General features: G+C 60.7%; 18 protein-coding genes and 1 pseudogene. 14 read left to right on the forward strand and 5 right to left on the reverse strand.

Going from position 1 to position 17,877, the window contains the following annotated elements; genetic code table 11:
• Positions 1 to 83 precede the first annotated feature (83 nt).
• The 9 genes from QCE79_RS17850 (at position 84) to QCE79_RS17890 (ending at position 8,361) form a co-directional block, all read left to right on the forward strand.
• A complete protein-coding gene (locus QCE79_RS17850; protein ID WP_309846463.1) occupies positions 84 to 1,316 on the forward strand; it encodes an urea ABC transporter substrate-binding protein in 1,233 nt (410 codons plus the stop codon).
• Between the two features lie 63 nt (positions 1,317 to 1,379).
• Positions 1,380 to 2,249 carry an ABC transporter permease subunit gene (locus tag QCE79_RS17855; protein WP_244831073.1) on the forward strand — a complete coding sequence of 290 codons (870 nt, stop codon included), beginning with the start codon at positions 1,380 to 1,382 and terminating at the stop codon, positions 2,247 to 2,249.
• Between the two features lie 66 nt (positions 2,250 to 2,315).
• Positions 2,316 to 3,296 carry a branched-chain amino acid ABC transporter permease gene (locus QCE79_RS17860; protein WP_250511420.1) on the forward strand — a complete coding sequence of 327 codons (981 nt, stop codon included), beginning with the start codon at positions 2,316 to 2,318 and terminating at the stop codon, positions 3,294 to 3,296.
• Positions 3,293 to 4,003, forward strand: a complete 711-nt coding sequence (locus QCE79_RS17865) for an ABC transporter ATP-binding protein (RefSeq protein ID WP_250467789.1) — start codon at positions 3,293 to 3,295, stop codon at positions 4,001 to 4,003. Before QCE79_RS17860 ends, QCE79_RS17865 begins: the two co-directional genes overlap by 4 nt.
• Complete coding sequence (locus QCE79_RS17870; protein ID WP_244831075.1) at positions 4,000 to 4,707, forward strand: ABC transporter ATP-binding protein; 708 nt, start codon at positions 4,000 to 4,002, stop codon at positions 4,705 to 4,707. The genes QCE79_RS17865 and QCE79_RS17870 overlap by 4 nt, the downstream gene beginning before the upstream one ends.
• Before the next feature lie 13 nt (positions 4,708 to 4,720).
• Entirely contained in the window at positions 4,721 to 5,707 is a 987-nt protein-coding gene (locus QCE79_RS17875; protein WP_250467791.1) for an acetamidase/formamidase family protein, read from the forward strand.
• Between the two features lie 74 nt (positions 5,708 to 5,781).
• Complete coding sequence (locus tag QCE79_RS17880; protein WP_250527119.1) at positions 5,782 to 6,936, forward strand: transporter substrate-binding domain-containing protein; 1,155 nt, start codon at positions 5,782 to 5,784, stop codon at positions 6,934 to 6,936.
• Position 6,937: 1 nt separating this feature from the next.
• On the forward strand, positions 6,938 to 7,579 hold the full coding sequence (locus QCE79_RS17885) for an ANTAR domain-containing response regulator (protein WP_244831078.1): 642 nt from the start codon (positions 6,938 to 6,940) through the stop codon (positions 7,577 to 7,579).
• 17 nt (positions 7,580 to 7,596) lie between these two features.
• Positions 7,597 to 8,361: an SDR family NAD(P)-dependent oxidoreductase gene (locus tag QCE79_RS17890; RefSeq protein WP_250493840.1), complete on the forward strand. Its 765-nt coding sequence runs from the start codon at positions 7,597 to 7,599 to the stop codon at positions 8,359 to 8,361.
• A 15-nt stretch (positions 8,362 to 8,376) separates the two neighbouring features.
• On the opposite strand, the gene QCE79_RS17895 is transcribed toward QCE79_RS17890, so the two are convergent.
• Complete coding sequence (locus tag QCE79_RS17895; RefSeq protein ID WP_309846473.1) at positions 8,377 to 9,768, reverse strand: hypothetical protein; 1,392 nt, start codon at positions 9,766 to 9,768, stop codon at positions 8,377 to 8,379.
• Between the two features lie 909 nt (positions 9,769 to 10,677).
• Here QCE79_RS17895 and QCE79_RS17900 point away from each other — a divergent pair.
• The 4 genes from QCE79_RS17900 to QCE79_RS17915 are packed head-to-tail and all read left to right on the forward strand — an operon-like array spanning position 10,678 to position 14,789.
• Entirely contained in the window at positions 10,678 to 11,397 is a 720-nt protein-coding gene (locus QCE79_RS17900) for a FadR/GntR family transcriptional regulator (RefSeq protein ID WP_309846476.1), read from the forward strand.
• Positions 11,398 to 11,434: 37 nt separating this feature from the next.
• Positions 11,435 to 12,202, forward strand: coding sequence for an SDR family oxidoreductase (locus QCE79_RS17905; protein WP_250527122.1), 768 nt, complete (start codon positions 11,435 to 11,437; stop codon positions 12,200 to 12,202).
• A 27-nt stretch (positions 12,203 to 12,229) separates the two neighbouring features.
• Positions 12,230 to 13,537 carry an MFS transporter gene (locus QCE79_RS17910; RefSeq protein ID WP_244831083.1) on the forward strand — a complete coding sequence of 436 codons (1,308 nt, stop codon included), beginning with the start codon at positions 12,230 to 12,232 and terminating at the stop codon, positions 13,535 to 13,537.
• Between the two features lie 4 nt (positions 13,538 to 13,541).
• Complete coding sequence (locus tag QCE79_RS17915; protein ID WP_309846481.1) at positions 13,542 to 14,789, forward strand: enolase C-terminal domain-like protein; 1,248 nt, start codon at positions 13,542 to 13,544, stop codon at positions 14,787 to 14,789.
• Between the two features lie 2 nt (positions 14,790 to 14,791).
• Here QCE79_RS17915 and QCE79_RS17920 read toward each other — a convergent pair whose 3' ends face one another.
• From QCE79_RS17920 to QCE79_RS17930, 3 genes are all read right to left on the reverse strand, one after another.
• Positions 14,792 to 15,262 (reverse strand): hypothetical protein, encoded by a 471-nt coding sequence (locus QCE79_RS17920; protein ID WP_244831085.1) that lies wholly within the window; start codon positions 15,260 to 15,262, stop codon positions 14,792 to 14,794.
• Between the two features lie 42 nt (positions 15,263 to 15,304).
• A complete protein-coding gene (locus tag QCE79_RS17925) occupies positions 15,305 to 15,772 on the reverse strand; it encodes a zinc-finger-containing protein (protein WP_309846484.1) in 468 nt (155 codons plus the stop codon).
• 155 nt (positions 15,773 to 15,927) lie between these two features.
• A complete protein-coding gene (locus QCE79_RS17930) occupies positions 15,928 to 16,107 on the reverse strand; it encodes a CsbD family protein (protein WP_244831087.1) in 180 nt (59 codons plus the stop codon).
• A gap of 149 nt (positions 16,108 to 16,256) precedes the next feature.
• Between QCE79_RS17930 and QCE79_RS17935 the strand changes: the two are divergent.
• Positions 16,257 to 16,946 (forward strand): annotated as a pseudogene (locus tag QCE79_RS17935) (GNAT family N-acetyltransferase); the annotation flags it as partial.
• A 1-nt stretch (position 16,947) separates the two neighbouring features.
• Here the strand turns inward: QCE79_RS17935 and QCE79_RS17940 are convergent.
• Positions 16,948 to 17,829, reverse strand: a complete 882-nt coding sequence (locus QCE79_RS17940) for a prolyl oligopeptidase family serine peptidase (protein ID WP_309846487.1) — start codon at positions 17,827 to 17,829, stop codon at positions 16,948 to 16,950.
• Positions 17,830 to 17,877 lie beyond the last annotated feature (48 nt).

A 17,877-nucleotide genomic window follows, 5' to 3' on the forward strand; every position in this document is an offset into this window, starting at 1 on the left:
CTGAGGACCCGGCGTAGAAGCCCCCTGACGAACCGTGCGTTCGTCAGGGGGCTTTTTTTTGTCTGTTTTCCTGGAGAACCTCAATGTTGCCAAAGCCGTCTGGCTGGATGCGTCTGGCCCTGCTTGCAGGACTTGGTCTGTCGTCGCTTGCTGCCAGCGCGGCGGACCCCGTGAAAATCGGCTTGCTCGAAGATGCTTCGGGCAACTTCGCGCTTGCGACCATCCCGAAGATCCACGCGACGCAACTCGCCGTCGATGAAATCAACGCAAAGGGCGGCATTCTCGGGCGCCCCATCACGTTGATCGCGTATGACACGCAGTCCGACAATACGAAGTTCCAGGAGCTTGCACGGCGGCTCGTTCAGACCGACAAACCCGACGTGATTTTCGGCGCGTTTTCCAGCGCGTCGCGCGAGGCCATTCGTCCGATCATGGACCGCGCCAAGCAACTTTATTTCTACGATAACCAGTACGAAGGCGGCGTCTGCGACAGCACCACATTCGTCACGGGCGCCGTGCCCGAACAGCAGTTCTCGACCTTGCTGCCGTGGATGATGCAGAAGTTCGGCAAGAAGGTGTACACCATCGCGGCCGACTATAACTTCGGCCAGATCTCGGCGGAATGGGTGCGCAATATCGTCAAGGAAAATGGCGGCACGATGGTCGGCGAGGAATTCATTCCGCTTTCTGTTTCGCAGTTCGGCCAGACCATTCAGAACATTCAGAAGGCCAAGCCCGACTTCGTCGTGACCTTGCTGGTGGGCGCCAATCAGGCTTCTTATTACGAGCAGCAAGCGTCCGCGCATCTGAACTTGCCGATGGCGAGTTCGGTCAACGTGGGCCAGGCCTATGAGCACAAGCGCTTCAAACCGCCCGCGCTCAAGGACATGTACGTGACGGCGAATTATGTCGAGGAAGTCGATACCCCCGCGAGCAACGACTTCAAGAAGCGCTTCCACGCCAAGTTCCCGAACGAGCCGTATATCAACCAGGAAGCGGCCAACGCTTACGACGCCATCTATCTGTACAAGGCGGCGGCTGAAAAGGCCAAGACCACTGATCAGGCGGCGGTGCAAAAGGCGCTGGAAAGCGGCATCTGCACGGAAGGCGCGCAGGGCAAGGCGTGTATCGATCCGAAGAGCCACCACGTGAGCCACACGATCTACCTCGTGCATGTGAAGGACGATCACTCGGTCGACATTCCGAAAGTATGGGACGACGTGCAGCCTTACTGGCTCGGCAAGGTCGGCTGCGATCTGCCGAACAAGCCGGACCATCGTCAGTACACGCCGACGAATCTGCCGAAGAAGTCGTAAGTTGAGGAAACGGCGCGCCGCTCGTCACGAGCGAAACGCGCCGGCAACCTGGGTGACGCATTCATGGCCACGGTGTCCGTACTTTATTCGCTCGTTTATCAATTCGGCGACAGCTTCGCTTATCTCGTGCTCGCAGCGCTCGGTCTTGCCGTGATCTTCGGCATGATGGGCGTGATCAACCTTGCGCATGGCGAATTCATCATGTGCGGCGCGTATGTGACGATCATCGCGGCGAAGCGCGGCGTGCCCTTACCGCTCGCGATGCTGCTCGGCGCGATCGCCGCTGCGATAGCGGGTGTCGTCATCGAACGTCTGGTGATACGTCATCTCTACGACCGTCTCTTCGATTCGGTGGTCGCAACGTGGGCCATCAGCCTTATCGTGCAACAGACCATGCTGCTGGTCGCCGGGCCGTCGATAGAAGGCATCGGCACGCCGTTCGGATCGTTCTATGTCGGCGAATACTCGTTCTCGGTGTATCGCGCCGTCCTGCCGGTGATCGCGCTCGTGATTCTGTTCGCGTTGTACCTCCTGTTCTTCAAGACCAACTATGGCGTCTGCGCACGGGCCACCATACAGAACGCGAACATCGCGCAATGTCTCGGCTTGCGCACGGACCGGCTCTACACGCTGACCTTCGCGCTCGGTGCGGGGCTCGCGGGGCTGACCGGCGCGCTCTATGCACCGACCATGACCGCCGTGCCCACGATGGGCAGCAACTTCATCGTGCAGGCTTTCGTCTCGGTGGTGGTCGGCGGCGCCAACGTCATTGCGGGCACCACGCCTGCCGCTGCCGTGCTCGCGGTGATACAGACGGCGCTCACTGCATCGTATGGTCAGTTGTTCGGGCAGATCGGCTTGCTGGTGACGGTGATCGTCGTCATCCGGCTGATGCCGCAAGGCCTCGGCAATCTGTTCACCCGCTTGCGTTAGGAGCCTCGTGTGAACAAATCAATCGCATTGAAGTGTCTGCCGTGGCTCGTCGCATTTTGCTTGCCGATGGTGATCGACGCCACCGCAAGCGGCAATCTCGCCTATTGTCTCGTGTGGGCGTTCAGCGCCGTCGGACTTGCGGCGATGTGGGGCCACGGCGGCATTCTCTCGTTCGGACAGACCGCGTTCTTCGGGCTTTCAGGCTATACGTATGGCGTCTTTACGCTCAACTTCGGCGACTACTGGTATCAGTCGTGGCTCGGCGTGATCGTCGGCTTGCTGGTGAGCGTCGTGGTGGCCGCGTTGATCGGCTACATGATCTTCTACGGGCGCATCAAGGGTGTGTTCATCGGCATCGTGACCTTGTCGGTCACGCTCGTGCTCGAAACGTTCATGGCGCAGACGGCGGGGCCGCAATGGACCATAGGACAGGCGCCGCTCAACGGCTACAACGGCATGGGCGGCATGCCGCAGCTCACCATTCCGTGGCCCGGCGGCACGCTCACGCTGGAGAACGCGAGCTTCTATTACCTCGTGCTGGTATTGCTGCTGATCGTGTATGCGATCACTAAACGCCTGCTCGACGGAACCTTCGGACTCACGCTCGTCGCGATCCGCGAGAACCCGCAGCGCGCGGAAATGCTGGGCGTGGATATCCGCCGGCATCAGTGGATGATCTTCGTATTCGGCTCCACGCTCGGCGGCCTGTCCGGTGCGCTCTATACGATCTGGGGGTCCTATATCACGCCATCGACGATGGGACTCACCGCAGCCGCAATGCCCGTCATCTGGGTGGCTACCGCGGGCAGGCAGAGCATCGGCGGCGCGATCATCGGCACTGCATTCCTCGTGTGGCTCTCGCAAAACCTCGCGGTGTACGGCAGCCAGTACGCGCTCATTCTGATGGGTGCGATCCTGCTGATCGTCGTGCTCGCGGCGCCCGAAGGCTTGCTGCCATCGTCGGCGAAGTTGCTGCGACGACTCTTCGAACGCGACCGGACGCATTCGCATGGCGCGATCAATGCGCACAAGGAGAGCAAATCTTGACGGCCTTACTCGAAACGCGCGCGCTCAAGAAGCACTTCGGCGGCGCGCACGTGATCAACGGTATCGACTTTCAGATCGACGCGGGCGAGATACGTTGCGTGATCGGTCCCAATGGCGCGGGCAAGAGCACGTTCTTCAAGCTCATCACCGGTGAACATAGACCATCGGACGGCAGCGTGTATTTTCTCGGCCGCGACATGAACCATGTGTTGCCGCATGAGCGCATACGCATGGGCATGAGCATCAAGTTTCAGATACCCGGCGTGTTCCCGGACCTCACCGTGCGCCAGCATCTGCAACTGTCGCTGCATCGCGCGAAAGATGACAGGCCCGAGAGCATCGACGAACTCTTGCAGCGCTTCTTGCTCGCGCAGGAAGAGCATGTACCGGCGCGCAATCTTTCGCACGGCAAGAAGCAATGGCTTGAAATAGCGATGGCCGTATCGCTGCGCCCGAAGCTGCTCTTTCTCGATGAACCCGTGGCCGGCATGTCGGTGGAAGAGACGCACGCGACCGGCGAACTCATCAAGCAACTACGCGACGATGGTCTCACGATGATGGTCGTCGAACACGACATGACCTTCGTGAAGCAGATCGCAACGCGCGTGAGCGTGCTGCACGGCGGACGCCTTCTCGCCGATGGTCCGCTCGATGAAATCCTCGCGCGCGACGATGTTGCCGAGGTTTATCTGGGGAAGAAGCAATGAGCGCCTTCTTCGAGGTATCGGGCGTGGAAGGCGGCTATGGCGGCGGACGCGTGTTGAATAGCGTGTCCTTCGGCATAGAACGCGGCGAAGTGCTCGCAATGATCGGCCGCAACGGCGTGGGCAAGACCACGTTGATGCGCGCGTTGATCGGACTCGTGCCGTTGAGCGCGGGAAGCATTGCGCTCGATGGCGTCGAGCTCGGGCATGCGAAGCCTTACGTGCGAGCGCAGCAAGGCATCGGTTATGTGCCGCAAGGGCGCGAGATATTCGGCATGTTGACCGTGGCCGAGAACCTGCAGGTCGGTGCACAGGCCAATCGCGCGCAGGCCGCCGAAATGAAGGCAAAAGTCGTCGAGTACTTTCCGATTCTCAAGGCGCGTTACCGGCAAAAGGCGGGCACCATGAGCGGCGGCGAACAACAGCAACTGGCGATTGCGCGCGCGTTGATCAGCGCGCCCAAGGTGTTGTTGCTCGATGAGCCGTCCGAGGGCATTCAACCGTCGATCGTCACGCTCATCGGCGACACCATTCAACGGATTGCGCGGGAGGCGCGTATCGGCGTATTGCTGGTCGAGCAGGACATGGGCATGGTGGAGCGCATTGCGTCGCGCTGCTGCGTGATGGACAAGGGCCGCATAGTCGATACCCTGAGCCCGGCGCAACTCGGAGACGAACAACTGATTCGCCAGTATCTGGCACTGTGAAGGAGCATCGGACATGAAATGGCTTGAAGATTCGATCATGATGAAACGTGGCGTCGGCGCGAGCCGCGAGCCGGTTGAGCACCATCTCACGGAAGAGTTGCAGCAGACGTTCCACTACACCATCGGTCCTTATTCGCAACCGGTGCTGCATGTGAAACCGGGCGACCGTATCGTGGTTGAAACGCGCGATGCCTTCGAAGGCAAGATCAAGGAAGAGACCGACAAGCCATCCGAACTGCTGACTGTGCCGTTTCTCAATCCGCAGAACGGACCCGTCATGATAGAAGGCGCGGAGAAGGGCGACGTGGTGGCCGTGTACATCGAAAAGATGTCGCCGCGCGGTGACGACCCGCACGGCTTCTGCTGCATGATCCCCAACTTCGGCGGCCTCACGGGCACGGACTACACGGCGCTTCTCAACGAGCCGCTGCCCGAGATCGTGCGCAAGATCAAGATCGACGAAGAGAACGTCTATTGGAGCAAGCGCAATACGTTGCCGTACAAGCCGCATATCGGCACCTTGAGTCTTTCGCCGGAGATCGACTCCATCAACTCGCTCACGCCGGATTCGCACGGCGGCAACATGGATGTGCCCGACATGGGGCCAGGCAGCATCACCTACTTGCCGGTGCGCTCGCCAGGCGGACGGCTTTTTATCGGCGATGCACACGCCTGCCAGGGCGATGGCGAAGTGTGCGGCACGGCGGTGGAGTATCGAAGCACGACGACGGTGCGCGTCGATCTCATCAAGGGCTGGAAGATCGATTGGCCGCGACTCGAAAACGAAGACGCGCTGATGAGTATCGGTAGTGCGCGTCCGTTGGAAGACGCCACACGCATTGCGTACCGTGAGCTCGTGTTGTGGATGGCCGCCGAATATGGTTTCGACAAGTGGGATGCATATATGATGCTGAGTCAGGTAGGCAAGGTTCGGCTCGGCAACTTCGTCGATCCGAAATACACGGTGGGCGCCATGGTCGCGAAGCGCTACCTGAAATAACACTCAAATAAAGGCGTGCGACGCTCGAGTTCACGCGTTGCGCGTCCGTACATTTCCGGTGAGCGTGTCACGCTATGGCTTTGTCCGATCCCATCAAAGTGGGCCTGCTTTCTTCCACGAGCGGCGCGACTGCACTGCTCGAACGTTCGCAATGGCGCGGGGCGGCGCTTGCAATGGCCGAGATCAACGCGTGCGGTGGCATTGGCGGGCGCGAACTCGTGGCGGTTCATTACGATCCCGCGTCCGACCCGGCGGCATTCAGAGAGCGGGCGGAACGGCTCATCATGAAAGACGGCGTGAACGTGATCTTCGGCGGTTATACGTCCACGAGCCGCAAGGCCATGTTGCCGGTGGTCGAGAAGCACAATCGTCTGCTCATTTATTCGCAGCAGTATGAAGGCTTCGAGTATTCGGACAACATCATTTATAGCGGGGCATCGCCGAATCAGAATGGCGTGCAGTTGGCCGACTTCATGACGGAGACGTTCGGTGCGCGTGTGTATATGGTCGGCTCGCGCTATGTCTATCCGTATGAGTGCAACCGCACGATGCAGGAGTTGCTGTTGCAGCATCCGGAAGGCGCGATTCTCGGTGAACGTTATCTTCCGCTCGATGTATCGCGCGAGCCGTTCGCCGAAGTCATCGCGGACATCAAACGCAAATCGCCCGACTGGATTTTTTGCACGCTGATCGGCGCCACGGTGCCGTATCTCTACGAAGCCTATGCGCGCGCCGGCCTCGATCCCGCGGTGATGCCCATTGCCAGCCTCAACACGTCCGAGACCGAGATTCATGCAATGGAACGAGGAATCGCACAAGGACACTACACGGCCGCGCCTTATTTTCAAAGCATCGATACGCCGGAGAATCACGCCGCCGTGCGTCATCATCAGACGCGCTTTGGCGCCGATACACCCACCGACATGAACTGGGAGGCTGCGTACTATCAGATGCACATGTTCGCCGAAGCCTGCGCGCGCGCGGGCTCGGACGAGATCGGCACGATCATGCCGCATCTGCTCGGCGCGGAGTATGCGGCACCGCAGGGACGCGTGCGTATCGACCCGGTGAATCATCATATGGCGTTGTATCCGCGTATTGGCCGCGCGAATGAAGACGGTCACTTCAGCGTGTTGCGCGAGTCGAAGATCGCGGTCGCGCCCGATCCTTATATGACGCATCAGACGCTCGGCGATTGGGTGACCAAGCTGAGCTTGCGGGACTACTGACGTGAGCACGCGAGGCGACAGAGGACAGCGCAGTCTGACTGGCTCCATTCTGGAGCGCAGTCCGCGCGTGATCGTCGTGCATCCGGACGATGACGACGGCCTCACGTTGACGAGCCATTTGCGACGCATTGGCTTCGAGGTCGAACGCGTATGGCCGCCCACGGATGTGCTGCCCGATCACGTGGATCTCGTGTTTCGCGCGTTGCGGCCCGACGAACGCGCGCCGCAGGACGAATGGCTCGGTCCCGACGCGCCGCCGCTCATCTGCGTCATCGGCTACGAGAACCCGACGTTTATCGATCAGGCCATCAAGATGGGATCGGACGGCATCATCACCACGCCCATACGCGCGTCTGGCTTGTTGTCCGCCATCGTCATGGCGCTCTATCACGCACGACGCGCGCGTCAACATACGCAGCGTATTGCGAAGCTCGAACAGAAGCTGCTCGACAGTCGGCATTTGAGCGAGGCGAAGAGCATCCTCATGCTCATGCATCAGATCAGCGAGAGTCAGGCTTACGACATGCTCAGGGCGCAGGCGATGGAAAAGCGCGTGACTATCGACGATATCTGTCACTCGGTCATTCAAGCGGGCGAAGTGCTGCAGCTCAAACGCTGCGCCGCGCCCGGAGAGGAAAGTTAGGCACAGGAGCCACGGACATGGACTTGCAACTCAAGGGATTGAAAGCGATCGTCACGGGCGGGACCAAGGGCATTGGCCTTGCCATTGCACAGACGCTGGCGAAGGAGGGCGCGGATGTCGCCATCTGTGCGCGCGATGCGGCAAGCGTGGCAAGCACAGCGGATGCGCTCGCGGAACTGAGCGGTGCGCGTTCGCTGGGCGCAGCCGTCGATGTCGCCGACGGCGCGGCGCTCGAGACCTGGGTGCAAAGCGTTGGAGAGGACTGGGGCGGTATCGATATCATCGTCGCCAATGTGAGCGCGCTCGCTATCGGCAACGACATCGAATCGTGGCGCAAGGAGTTCGAGACCGACTTGCTCGGCACGGTTCATCTCGTCAATTCCGCCATGCCCTACCTCGAACAGAGCGCGGCTGCGTCTATCGTGGCCATTTCCAGCGTGTCGGGACGCGAGATCGATTTCGCGGCGGGACCGTATGGTGTTTTCAAGGCGGCGCTCGTTCACTACATGCAGGGGCTTGCGAATCAGCTTGCCGCGAAGGGCATTCGCGCGAACACGGTGTCGCCCGGCAATGTGTACTTCGAAGGCGGCGTGTGGGACTGGATCGAGCATAACGATCCCGAGCTCTTCGCCAAGGCGCTCGCGTTGAACCCGACAGGACGTATGGCAAAGCCGCAGGAGATCGCGAACGCCGTTGCGTTCATCGCGAGTCCGGCGGCGAGTTTCGTGAGCGGCGCCAACTTCGTCGTCGATGGCGCGCTCACTCGCGGCGTGCAGCTTTGAGCGGCACAGCGGCCCTTACATTGGGTTCGCGGCGACGAAGTTCTTGAACGCCGTGTACTTCGGCTTGATGGTCCTGCCGTCGTTCTGCATCAGGCCGTAGGGACCTTCGCCGCCCACCGGGTCGTCATACAGCTCGTAAGTCTGGATAGACTGGATGTTGTATTGCCTCGCGAGCAGCACGAACTCCGCCATCATCAGGTTGCCGACCAGATAGTTCGCGGTTTGCGTGTCCGTGCCATAGCTCGGGCGCACACCGAATTCGTTGATCCAGATGGGCTTGTTGAACTGCGCGAGCGCCGCGAGCACGTTGTGGCATCCGGTGCCGCCGCAAGCGTTCACGATGTCGCCCTGATCCGAATACCAGTGCCATGCGGTGATGTCCCAGCTGACGATGGGGTGATTCGTGGTGCCGTCGGGTTGCGTGCCGTTGGCGAGCATCTGATCGAAGCCGTAGTGCATCCACGCGCCGCCGCCCATGACGATCTTGCCCGCCGTATCGACGGACTTCACGCCCGCGATCATGCCGCGGATCACGCCGCGTGCAATCTGAAACTTCGCGTTGTCGTAGTGCTGCGGATAGATGCCGTCCACGTTTCCGGTGAGGCATAGCGCTTCGAGCTCGTTGCTGACTTCATAGTACGGGTAGCGATATGCGGCCGCCGTCTGCTGACCGAGCGTGAAGGCCGCGTTATAGGCATCGGCTTCGCTGCTGTAGTTCAGGTCCATCAGCATGACGGGGTAGACGGTCACGCCGCCCGCGGCCATCGTCGTTGCAATGCCGGCGAGCTTGGTCGCACCATACGCGCTGAACACTTCGTTGCGATACATCTTCACGCCTAGATCCTGCAACTGCGAGAGTTGCAGCGCGGGGCTCGATATGTCGTAGGCGCCGCCTTCGTTGTTGTGGCCGTTCGCGCCATAGAAGATCGACTGCACGGTCACGGGCGTGACGGGCGTGACGATCGTGCCGGAAGCGGGGGAGCCTGATGACGCCGGAGGGTTGTTTGCAGCGGGCGGGACAATGGGCGTTACGGGCGTTATAGGCGTTACGGGCGCTGCGGGCGCCGTGGGCGCGATGACGGTCGTGTCGTTGCTGCTGGTCGAGTTGCTGCCGCTGACCGTATGCGCGGACGACGTCGTGTCGCTCGTGGATGCCGTCGTCGTCGTCGTGGTCGCGGCCGAAGCCGATGCAGCGCCGTTTTGGGTCGTGGTCGTGGTTGTAGTCGTCGCTGCGGAGCCGGACGAGTTAGTGCCTGCCGCCGAGGTGCTCGACGCTTCCTTTGCATCGCCTCCGCCACCGCCGCCGCCACATGCCGCGAGAACGAGGCTCGCGGCGAGCGCTGCTGCAAGCTTGATCGCGCTTGGCGCGGTAAAACGGGTTGCAGAGAAAAGAGGCGCGGTCGTCATAACGATACAGAATCCCTTAAAGAAGGCGTGATCATCCGCACGGACCAGACGCGACGGAAGTTAGTCATCCGTATAAACGCAAATCCGAGGACGAACGAAACCGTCCGACACGAAGATCGGTGCTGGACCACTAAAGCGGTATCACGTCAGCCTGCGTCTTCAACGACGCGCGGCCCTGGGCGGCGAGCGTCGGACAATCGTTTGCTCGAAGCTCGCGTTTGAGAAAAGCTTGAAAAGTCGCTTGAACCGATGTTGCAAGAACGACCGATCGTCCTATAAGCATCGCTGCAACAAGTACGTTATCGGCGCGGCAGTGGCGAACTTTAGGCATTCAGGGAACGATGACGAGGAAGTTCATCACGCCGGTTTCAAAGTCCAAAAAACCAAACCCCGCTGGGCCATCGGCCGAACGGGGTTTCGTCGTTGCACTTGCTCATTGCTCACTTCCTGACCATTGCGCTCAGGCCTGCATTACGGCTACAGCGGGAAAACGTGCTGCGCTTTGTTGCGTTAAAGATGACGCGTTGGTTTCAGACAACTTCTGTTTGCAACTGCTTCAAGCGAACCTTGGCTTGGCTGCGCTTCGGTCAAGGTAGGTAGGTGAGGCCGTGTGTTCAGCACTCGCCGGGTCCGCTTTCGTGCGGTGCGTTGATCAGCACCACGGAACAAAGTTTAATGCGCGTGCTCGCCTTTCAATCGGTGAAGGTGATGCCTTTTCGACGTTCTGTTCGGCGCATATGCGGCACTCAAGTCCAGCGAGATACGGCCGTCTGATCGACGCCGCGCAACTAACCGCCGAATCCTGGCGCCCCGGCCTTCGCTGACGCCATCCTAGGGACAACCCGCATTGTTCTGACGGCCATTTGATTGGTACCTTCCAAATCATACGTATGATCTAGAGACATAAAAATGCCGACTTTGCATAGTCAAGTGCTCAACGAGATGGGCGAACAGATTTGCTCCGGCAAATTCGCGCCCGGCGACATCCTGCCTGCCGAGACAGAACTCGCGGAGCAGATGCAGGTGAGCCGCGTCACTATCCGCGAGACGATGAAGTCGTTGTCGGCGAAGGGCATGCTTCAGGTGCGCCGCCGCCACGGCACCATCGTGCTGCCGCGCGCGCAGTGGCAGCTTTTCGATCCCGACGTCATCACGTGGCGCGCACGCGCAGGCGCAATCGACGACGCGCTCATTCAGGACCTGATGGAGTTGCGGCTCATCATTGAACCGAATGCCGCGAAGCTCGCCGCGAAACGGGCGACCGCGCAGGACCGCAAGGACATTCGACGCGCATTCAAGGCAATGGAGCGGGCTGTCGCGGGCCAGGGCGAATACGTTCCCGCCGACCTTGCTTTTCACGGCGCGATTCTCACCGCTTGCCATAACCAGTTCATCCAGCAGATGCAGAACGCGCTGTCGGCCATCCTGCGCACGAGTTTCGAACTGAGCTCGGAGATCGCGGGCGGTCCCGCGCGTTCGTTGCCGATGCACGAAGCGCTCTGCGTCGCAATCGAACAGGGCGATACCGCCGCCGCCGAGCGCGCGGTGCTTACGCTCATCGAGCGGGCGGAGAAGGACTTCGACGATCGCGCCGCGATGACGCGCACGCTCAACGACAAGCCGCTTTGAACCTGCAACGCGAAACGATTCAACCGAGGACTTACGCATGACACAGTTGTTCGACTTGAGCGGCCGCACCGCGCTCGTAACGGGATCGGCGCGCGGCATCGGCTTTGCGCTGGCGGAAGGCCTGGCGCAAGCGGGCGCGGGCATCATCGTGAACGGCACGCAGGCCGATACCGTCGATGAAGCCGTGCGCCGTCTGCGCGAACGGGGCGCCACGGCGCAAGGCCGTGCATTCGATGTCACCGACGAAACCGCGGTCGCCGCCGCCTTCGAGGCGTGGGACGCCGAAGGCGTCGAGGTCGATATCCTCGTGAATAACGCGGGCATCCAGTTTCGCAAGCCGCTCGTCGAACTCGCGCTCGCGGACTGGCAACGCGTGATCGACACCAATCTCACGAGCGCGTTCATCGTCGCGAAGGAAGCGGCGCGGCGCATGATCGCGCGCGGCAAGGGTGGCAAGGTCATCAACATCGGGTCGCTGACGAGCGAAGGCGCGCGCGCCACCGTCGCGCCTTATACGGCGGCCAAGGGCGGGGTGAAGATGCTCACGCGCGCCATGAGCGCCGAATGGGCCGCGTTCGATATTCAGGCGAACGCCATCGGCCCTGGCTACATCCTCACCGACATGAATCAGGCGCTCGTCGATAACGTGCAGTTCGACGCATGGGTCAAGGCGAGCAATCCGTCGCAACGCTGGGGCAAGCCCGAGGAACTCGTCGGCACGGCGGTATATCTCGCGTCGCCTGCATCGAGCTATGTGAACGGCCAGATCATTTATGTCGATGGCGGTTGGCTCGCCGTGCTTTGAAGTATCACCATGAATCTTGGAGACAACATGGATAGCGTCAAAACGGTGGCACCGCAAAGATGGTGGTATCTCATGCCCATCATCTTCATCACATACAGTCTTGCGTATTTGGATCGTGCGAATTACGGCTTCGCGGCTGCGGCGGGCATCGACCGCGATCTCGGCATCACGCATGCGACGTCGTCGCTCATCGGCTCGCTGTTCTTTCTTGGATACTGCTTGTTTCAAGTGCCCGGCGCGATCTACGCGCAAAAGAACAGCGTCAAGAAACTCATCTTCATCAGTCTCGTGCTCTGGGGCGTGTGCGCCGCGTTGACGGGCATGGTGAGCAATATCCCGATGCTGATGGTGCTGCGCTTCGTGCTCGGCATCGTCGAGGCGGCGGTGATGCCTTCCATGCTCATGTACATCAGCCGCTGGTTCACGCGCACCGAACGCTCGCGCGCGAACACGTTCCTCATTCTCGGCAACCCCGTGACGGTGCTGTGGATGTCGGTGGTTTCGGGCTATCTCGTGAAGAGCTTCGGCTGGCGCGAGATGTTCATCATCGAAGGCGTGCCGGCTATTGCATGGGCCGTGGTGTGGTGGTTCACGGTGAAGGACCGTCCCTCCGAAGTCACCTGGATGAGCGACGCCGAGAAAGCCGAACTGCAAGCGCGTCTCGTCTCGGAACAGGCGCACATCGCACCCGTGCGCGATTACAAGTCTGCGTTTCGGTCGTCCATCGTGCTCAAGTGCTGCGCCATCCATGCGCTGTGGAGTATCGGCGTGTACGGCTTCATCATGTGGCTACCGTCCATCCTGAAGGCGGCTTCGACCATCGACATCGTGTCGGTCGGCTGGCTCGCGGCGGTGCCTTATCTCGCGGCCATCATCCTGATGCTGCTGGCATCGTGGCTCTCCGACAAGACGCGTAATCGCAAGCTCTTCGTGTGGCCGCTGCTGCTGATTGGAACGATCGCGTTCGTCGGCTCCTATCTCGTCGGCAGCTCCAACTTCTGGCTCTCGTTCGGCTTGCTCGTGATCGCGGGCGGCACCATGTACGCGCCCTACGGACCGTTCTTCGCGCTCGTGCCGGAACTCATTCCGAGCAACGTCCTTGGCGGGGCGATCGGGCTCATCAATGCGTGCGGCGCACTCGGCGCGTTCTGCGGTTCGTGGGTCGTCGGCTATCTGAATGGCGCGACGGGTAGTCCGTCCGCATCGTATGTGTTCATGGCTGCGGCGCTCTTCGCTTCGGTCGTGCTGATGATGCTCGTGCCCGCCACCACCGGCGAACGCTCCACGCCCAAGGGAGGCGCGGGCAAGTCCACGCCTTCCGTTCTTGCGAAGTAACGTCATGGCCATCCTCATCACCGATGTCAAAGTCATACTGACCGCGCCGGAAGGCATCAATCTGCTCGTCGTGAAGGTCGAGACGAATCAGGACGGTCTCCATGGGCTCGGCTGCGCGACCTTCGCCTACCGGCATCTCGCGGTCAAATGTCTGATCGAAGAGTACTTGCGGCCGCTGCTCATCGGGCGCGATGCGCAAGCTATCGAAGAGCAATGGCAGCTCATGCATCAAAACGCTTACTGGCGTAACGGGCCGATAGAGAACAACGCGATCTCCGGCATCGACATGGCCTTGTGGGACATCAAGGGCAAGCTTGCGAACATGCCGCTCTATCAGCTTTTCGGTGGCAAGGTGCGCGAAGGCGTGCCGATCTATCGTCATGCGGATGGTCGCGATCTCAACGAACTCTGCGAGAACATTCAGCGATATCGCGAGCAGGGCATCACGCATATTCGCTGTCAAAGCGGTGGTTATGGCGGTGGCGGTTTCGGCAAGGCACCGCAGAGCGCACCGCGCGGCGCGCCCGATGGCATCTATCTCGACAGCCGCAAATATATTCGCGATACGCTGAAGCTTTTCGATGGAATTCGCAGCAAGATCGGTTTCGATGTCGCGCTGTGCCACGACGTGCACGAGCGCCTGAAGCCAGTGGAAGCAATTCGCTTCGCACGCGAGCTGGAACCGTATGAACTTTTTTTTCTCGAAGATGCGATCGCGCTGGAAGAAGGCGAATGGATGCGCCAACTACGCGCGAAGACCACGACGCCGCTCGCGCAAGGCGAGTTGTTCAACAACCCTTATGAATGGCGTTTTCTGATCACTGAACGGTTGATCGATTTCGTGCGCGTGCATCTGAGTCAGATAGGCGGCATCACGGCGGGACGCAAGCTGCAGATTTTCGCGGAGCAGTTCGGCGTGCGCACGGCATGGCACGGTCCAGGCGATATGTCGCCGCTCGCGCATGCGGCGAATATTCATATCGATCTGGCGTCGCGTAATTTCGGCGTGCAGGAATGGTCGGGCACGGAGCCGCCCAATTTCGTGATCCAGAATCTGAAAGGGCCGCGTGCCGCCTTGCTCGATGTGTTCCCCGGCCTGCCGGAGTTTCGCGACGGCTACGTTCATGCGAACGACAAGCCAGGCTTGGGCGTCGATATCGACGAGAAGGAAGCCGCGAAATATCCCTGCGAGGCCGACGTTACCGTATGGACGCAAACGCGCCTCATGGACGGCAGCCTGCAAACGCCTTGAAGCTAACTCAAGGCGCGGCGTTGCTGCATCGGTTGATACGCTTCGCCAGCCTTGAAGCGGTCGAGGCGCTCGCTTGCCGTCGTCAGGGCGGCGAGCGTGGCGCGCTGCAACTGATGATCGTATAAGGAGACGATTGCCGCGATCTGCTCGAATGCTTCCGGCGCGAGGGTCCACGTGCCGGATTCGCGGCCGCCATCGAATACTTCGGCCATGATGCGGTCCGCGGCCATCAGCGCGTCGTGGGAGAAGTCGCCGTGACCCGCTTCGGACAGGAAGCGCGCGAGCAGCATCGCTTCGGTGATCTGCTGGGCGGGTGCGATGTCGGTGGCGCCGGCACGCAGCGCTTGCAATGACAGATGCACTTGCAACGCGAGTTCGTTGGCTACCGCGCGAGGAATCGGCAGCAGTTGCGCTTTGGACAGCCGCGCGCGCGAAGCCTGCGGCGAACGCTGAAAAGGAAGGGTGCGTGACATGCGTATAAGCGAAAGAAGCGCCGTCGTGGTTGACTTCTCTCGTTAACGTTCGTCCCACGCGTTTTCTGAAGGGTTGTTTTGGCGTGTGCGTGCAAATTCTTCGAGGATCGCAATGGCGCGCTCGCACTGCGCCGCATCCAGCGAGTGGATGGACGGTTTTACCGTATCGGCGCCGATTTGCTGCGCGAGCCACTTCAGGCCCTTTGCACGGGCTTCGAAAATATTGCACGCGTCGCGGCGCACTTTTGCCTGGGCGAGCGGTTCGAGGGCAGCGTGTAGTTTTGTCTTCAGATCGCGTAAAGCGGCATCGGCCAGACGCCCGAGCGGAACCTGGCGCGTGCTGCGCGCGAAAACACCGATCCACGCCTGGCAAGGCGCACAATCCCAGAGCGGGCCGTGATCGTCGCGATACGGGTAGATTTCATCGTCCGAGCGAACAAGCGTCGCGGGCGCGCCGCAATAGTCGCAATCGGGATGAGGCAGAGGTTTGACCGGGCGGCCGACTCGCATTGTTGAATAAGTCGAGGGACGGAAGCGGCCAATATATCAAACGCAAACTGCGAAATGAAACGATGCCGGCAAGTGAGCGCGAAGCTCTCGTGCCGGCATCAAACCTCGACTTGCAGGGAGTGGCTCAAGGCTCGCTCCAGGAGGCATTCAGCGACTTAGCGCTGGTCCTTCTTCACTTCTTCCTTGACGTCGCCGTATTGCTTGCGAGCTTCGCCGGCGCCTTGCTGGACCTGACCCTTCACTTGCTGGGCGGTGTCGCCAGTCATCTTGCCGACCGCCTCATTCGCCTTGCCCTTCACCTTTTCGGCGGTACCCTTAACTTGATCCTTGTTCATGGTGAACCTCCTTGAATGGTTGCGTGGGACGGTTTGCCTCCACGAATATCCTTACCGCAAAACACGGGCCTGCCCTGCGAACGATCGGTCGTTTTTCGTTCGTGCCACACTACACTGCAAATTCAACTGAAAGAGGAGACTTTCGGCGTATGGCAAGAACCAACGAGTACCAACAAGCTATCGGCGATGCCGTGACCGACTGGAAAACGCGCGAGCGGCCCGCGCGAATCGTCATCGAAGGCACGCACTGCAAGATCGTGCCGCTCGATGTCGGCGCACATGCGCAGGATCTTTTCCACGCGTACAGCGAGCCGAGCGACTGGACCTATCTGTTCACCGGTCCGTTCAAGGAGTTTGCGGCGTTCCGCACGTATTTGACACAAGCGGCGGCATCGGCCGATCCGATGCACTACGCCGTCATCGATAAATCCAGCGGCAAGGCAGTCGGGACGTTCGCGCTGATGCGCATCGAGCCGGTTCATGGCGTGATCGAAGTGGGCAGCGTGACGTTTTCGCCGCTGCTCAAGCAAACGCGCATCTCGACCGAAGCGCAGTATCTGCTGATGCGCTACGTGTTCGAAGCCCTGCAATACCGGCGCTACGAATGGAAATGCGACAGCCTGAACGCGCCATCGCGCAAGACGGCGCTGCGACTAGGCTTCGAATTCGAAGGCATCTTCAGGCAAGCTATCGTGTACAAGGGGCGTAACCGCGATACCGCGTGGTATTCGATCATCGATAAAGACTGGCCCACGGTGCGCGCCGCATTCGAACGCTGGCTCGCCGACGACAACTTCGACGCCGACGGCAAGCAACGCGCATCGCTTGCGAGCTTGAGAGTCAACGCATCTGAATGACAGGCGCGAGAAAATTGCGCACGTAAGGCAGCCAGATCGGAATGGCCGCGCGGGACGCGAACATTCCGTGACCGTTTTCACCGTAGGGCGGCTCCATCACGAACTGACCTTGGCCGCCTGCTTGCTGGAATGCGTTGAACCAGCTTCGCGTGTAGTCCGGGCCGAAGTACTGATCGTTCTCGACATAGTGCCAAAGCACCGGCACGCGCACGGTGCCCGCGAAGTGCGTGATCGCTCTCAGCATGTTGTCCGGGGCGCACGGCACGGTTGGATGCCTCGCCGGATCGCCGCCGCGTCCGCCCGAGAAGTTGAGCACCGCTATCACGCCGGGCGGATCGAAGCTCGCCGCCGCCAGCGAAGAAAACCCGCCCGCAGATTGCCCCGCCAGCACGATCCGGTTGCCGTCCACTTGCGGCAGGGTCTTCGCATACGCGATGGTCGCGAGAATGTCCTGTGCGGCTGCATTGCCGGATGCTTCGTAGTCGGCAGTGGCGCACTTGCCGGTGCTCTCGGCATACGTGCCGCCCGTCGCGCCATAGCCTCGGCGAATCGGCACGATCACGGCGAAACCCATCTCCACGAAAGTACGAATCTGCGGAATCAGCCGAAAACGCCCGGTCTTCACGCGATTGAGCGGATCGGGCGGACTGCCGTGACTCAGCACGATGAGCGGAAACGGCCCCGCGCCATCCGGCTGATAGAGCGTCGCGACCAGCTCACGGCGCGAGTCGCCGAACAAGCCTTTCTCGATCATCGGAACCTGCACGACGGTTTCATGCAAATCGGCGGCGAGGCTTTCGGGTTCGTCCGCGCGCGCGACGGAGACAGCGGCAAGCGCGACAAACACAAGGGCTGAAAGGCGCATGAGCGGAGTTCGAGCGTCTGGGTGATGCGCAATGTATCAGATCGTTTC

This window comes from Caballeronia sp. LZ003 (genome assembly GCF_031451465.1).
Lineage (GTDB): Bacteria > Pseudomonadota > Gammaproteobacteria > Burkholderiales > Burkholderiaceae > Caballeronia.

Bases quoted from the DNA above. Each gene is read 5' to 3' on its own strand.
- QCE79_RS17925 (WP_309846484.1), bottom strand. From the start codon at position 15,772: ATGCGAGTCGGCCGCCCGGTCAAACCTCTGCCTCATCCCGATTGCGAC.
- QCE79_RS17915 (WP_309846481.1), top strand. From the start codon at position 13,542: ATGGCCATCCTCATCACCGATGTCAAAGTCATACTGACCGCGCCGGAA.
- QCE79_RS17875 (WP_250467791.1), top strand. From the start codon at position 4,721: ATGAAATGGCTTGAAGATTCGATCATGATGAAACGTGGCGTCGGCGCG.
- QCE79_RS17895 (WP_309846473.1), bottom strand. From the start codon at position 9,768: ATGACGACCGCGCCTCTTTTCTCTGCAACCCGTTTTACCGCGCCAAGC.
- QCE79_RS17850 (WP_309846463.1), top strand. From the start codon at position 84: ATGTTGCCAAAGCCGTCTGGCTGGATGCGTCTGGCCCTGCTTGCAGGA.
- QCE79_RS17870 (WP_244831075.1), top strand. From the start codon at position 4,000: ATGAGCGCCTTCTTCGAGGTATCGGGCGTGGAAGGCGGCTATGGCGGC.
- QCE79_RS17860 (WP_250511420.1), top strand. From the start codon at position 2,316: ATGGTGATCGACGCCACCGCAAGCGGCAATCTCGCCTATTGTCTCGTG.
- QCE79_RS17855 (WP_244831073.1), top strand. From the start codon at position 1,380: ATGGCCACGGTGTCCGTACTTTATTCGCTCGTTTATCAATTCGGCGAC.
- QCE79_RS17900 (WP_309846476.1), top strand. From the start codon at position 10,678: ATGCCGACTTTGCATAGTCAAGTGCTCAACGAGATGGGCGAACAGATT.
- QCE79_RS17930 (WP_244831087.1), bottom strand. From the start codon at position 16,107: ATGAACAAGGATCAAGTTAAGGGTACCGCCGAAAAGGTGAAGGGCAAG.
- QCE79_RS17905 (WP_250527122.1), top strand. From the start codon at position 11,435: ATGACACAGTTGTTCGACTTGAGCGGCCGCACCGCGCTCGTAACGGGA.
- QCE79_RS17920 (WP_244831085.1), bottom strand. From the start codon at position 15,262: ATGTCACGCACCCTTCCTTTTCAGCGTTCGCCGCAGGCTTCGCGCGCG.
- QCE79_RS17910 (WP_244831083.1), top strand. From the start codon at position 12,230: ATGGATAGCGTCAAAACGGTGGCACCGCAAAGATGGTGGTATCTCATG.
- QCE79_RS17940 (WP_309846487.1), bottom strand. From the start codon at position 17,829: ATGCGCCTTTCAGCCCTTGTGTTTGTCGCGCTTGCCGCTGTCTCCGTC.
- QCE79_RS17890 (WP_250493840.1), top strand. From the start codon at position 7,597: ATGGACTTGCAACTCAAGGGATTGAAAGCGATCGTCACGGGCGGGACC.
- QCE79_RS17880 (WP_250527119.1), top strand. From the start codon at position 5,782: ATGGCTTTGTCCGATCCCATCAAAGTGGGCCTGCTTTCTTCCACGAGC.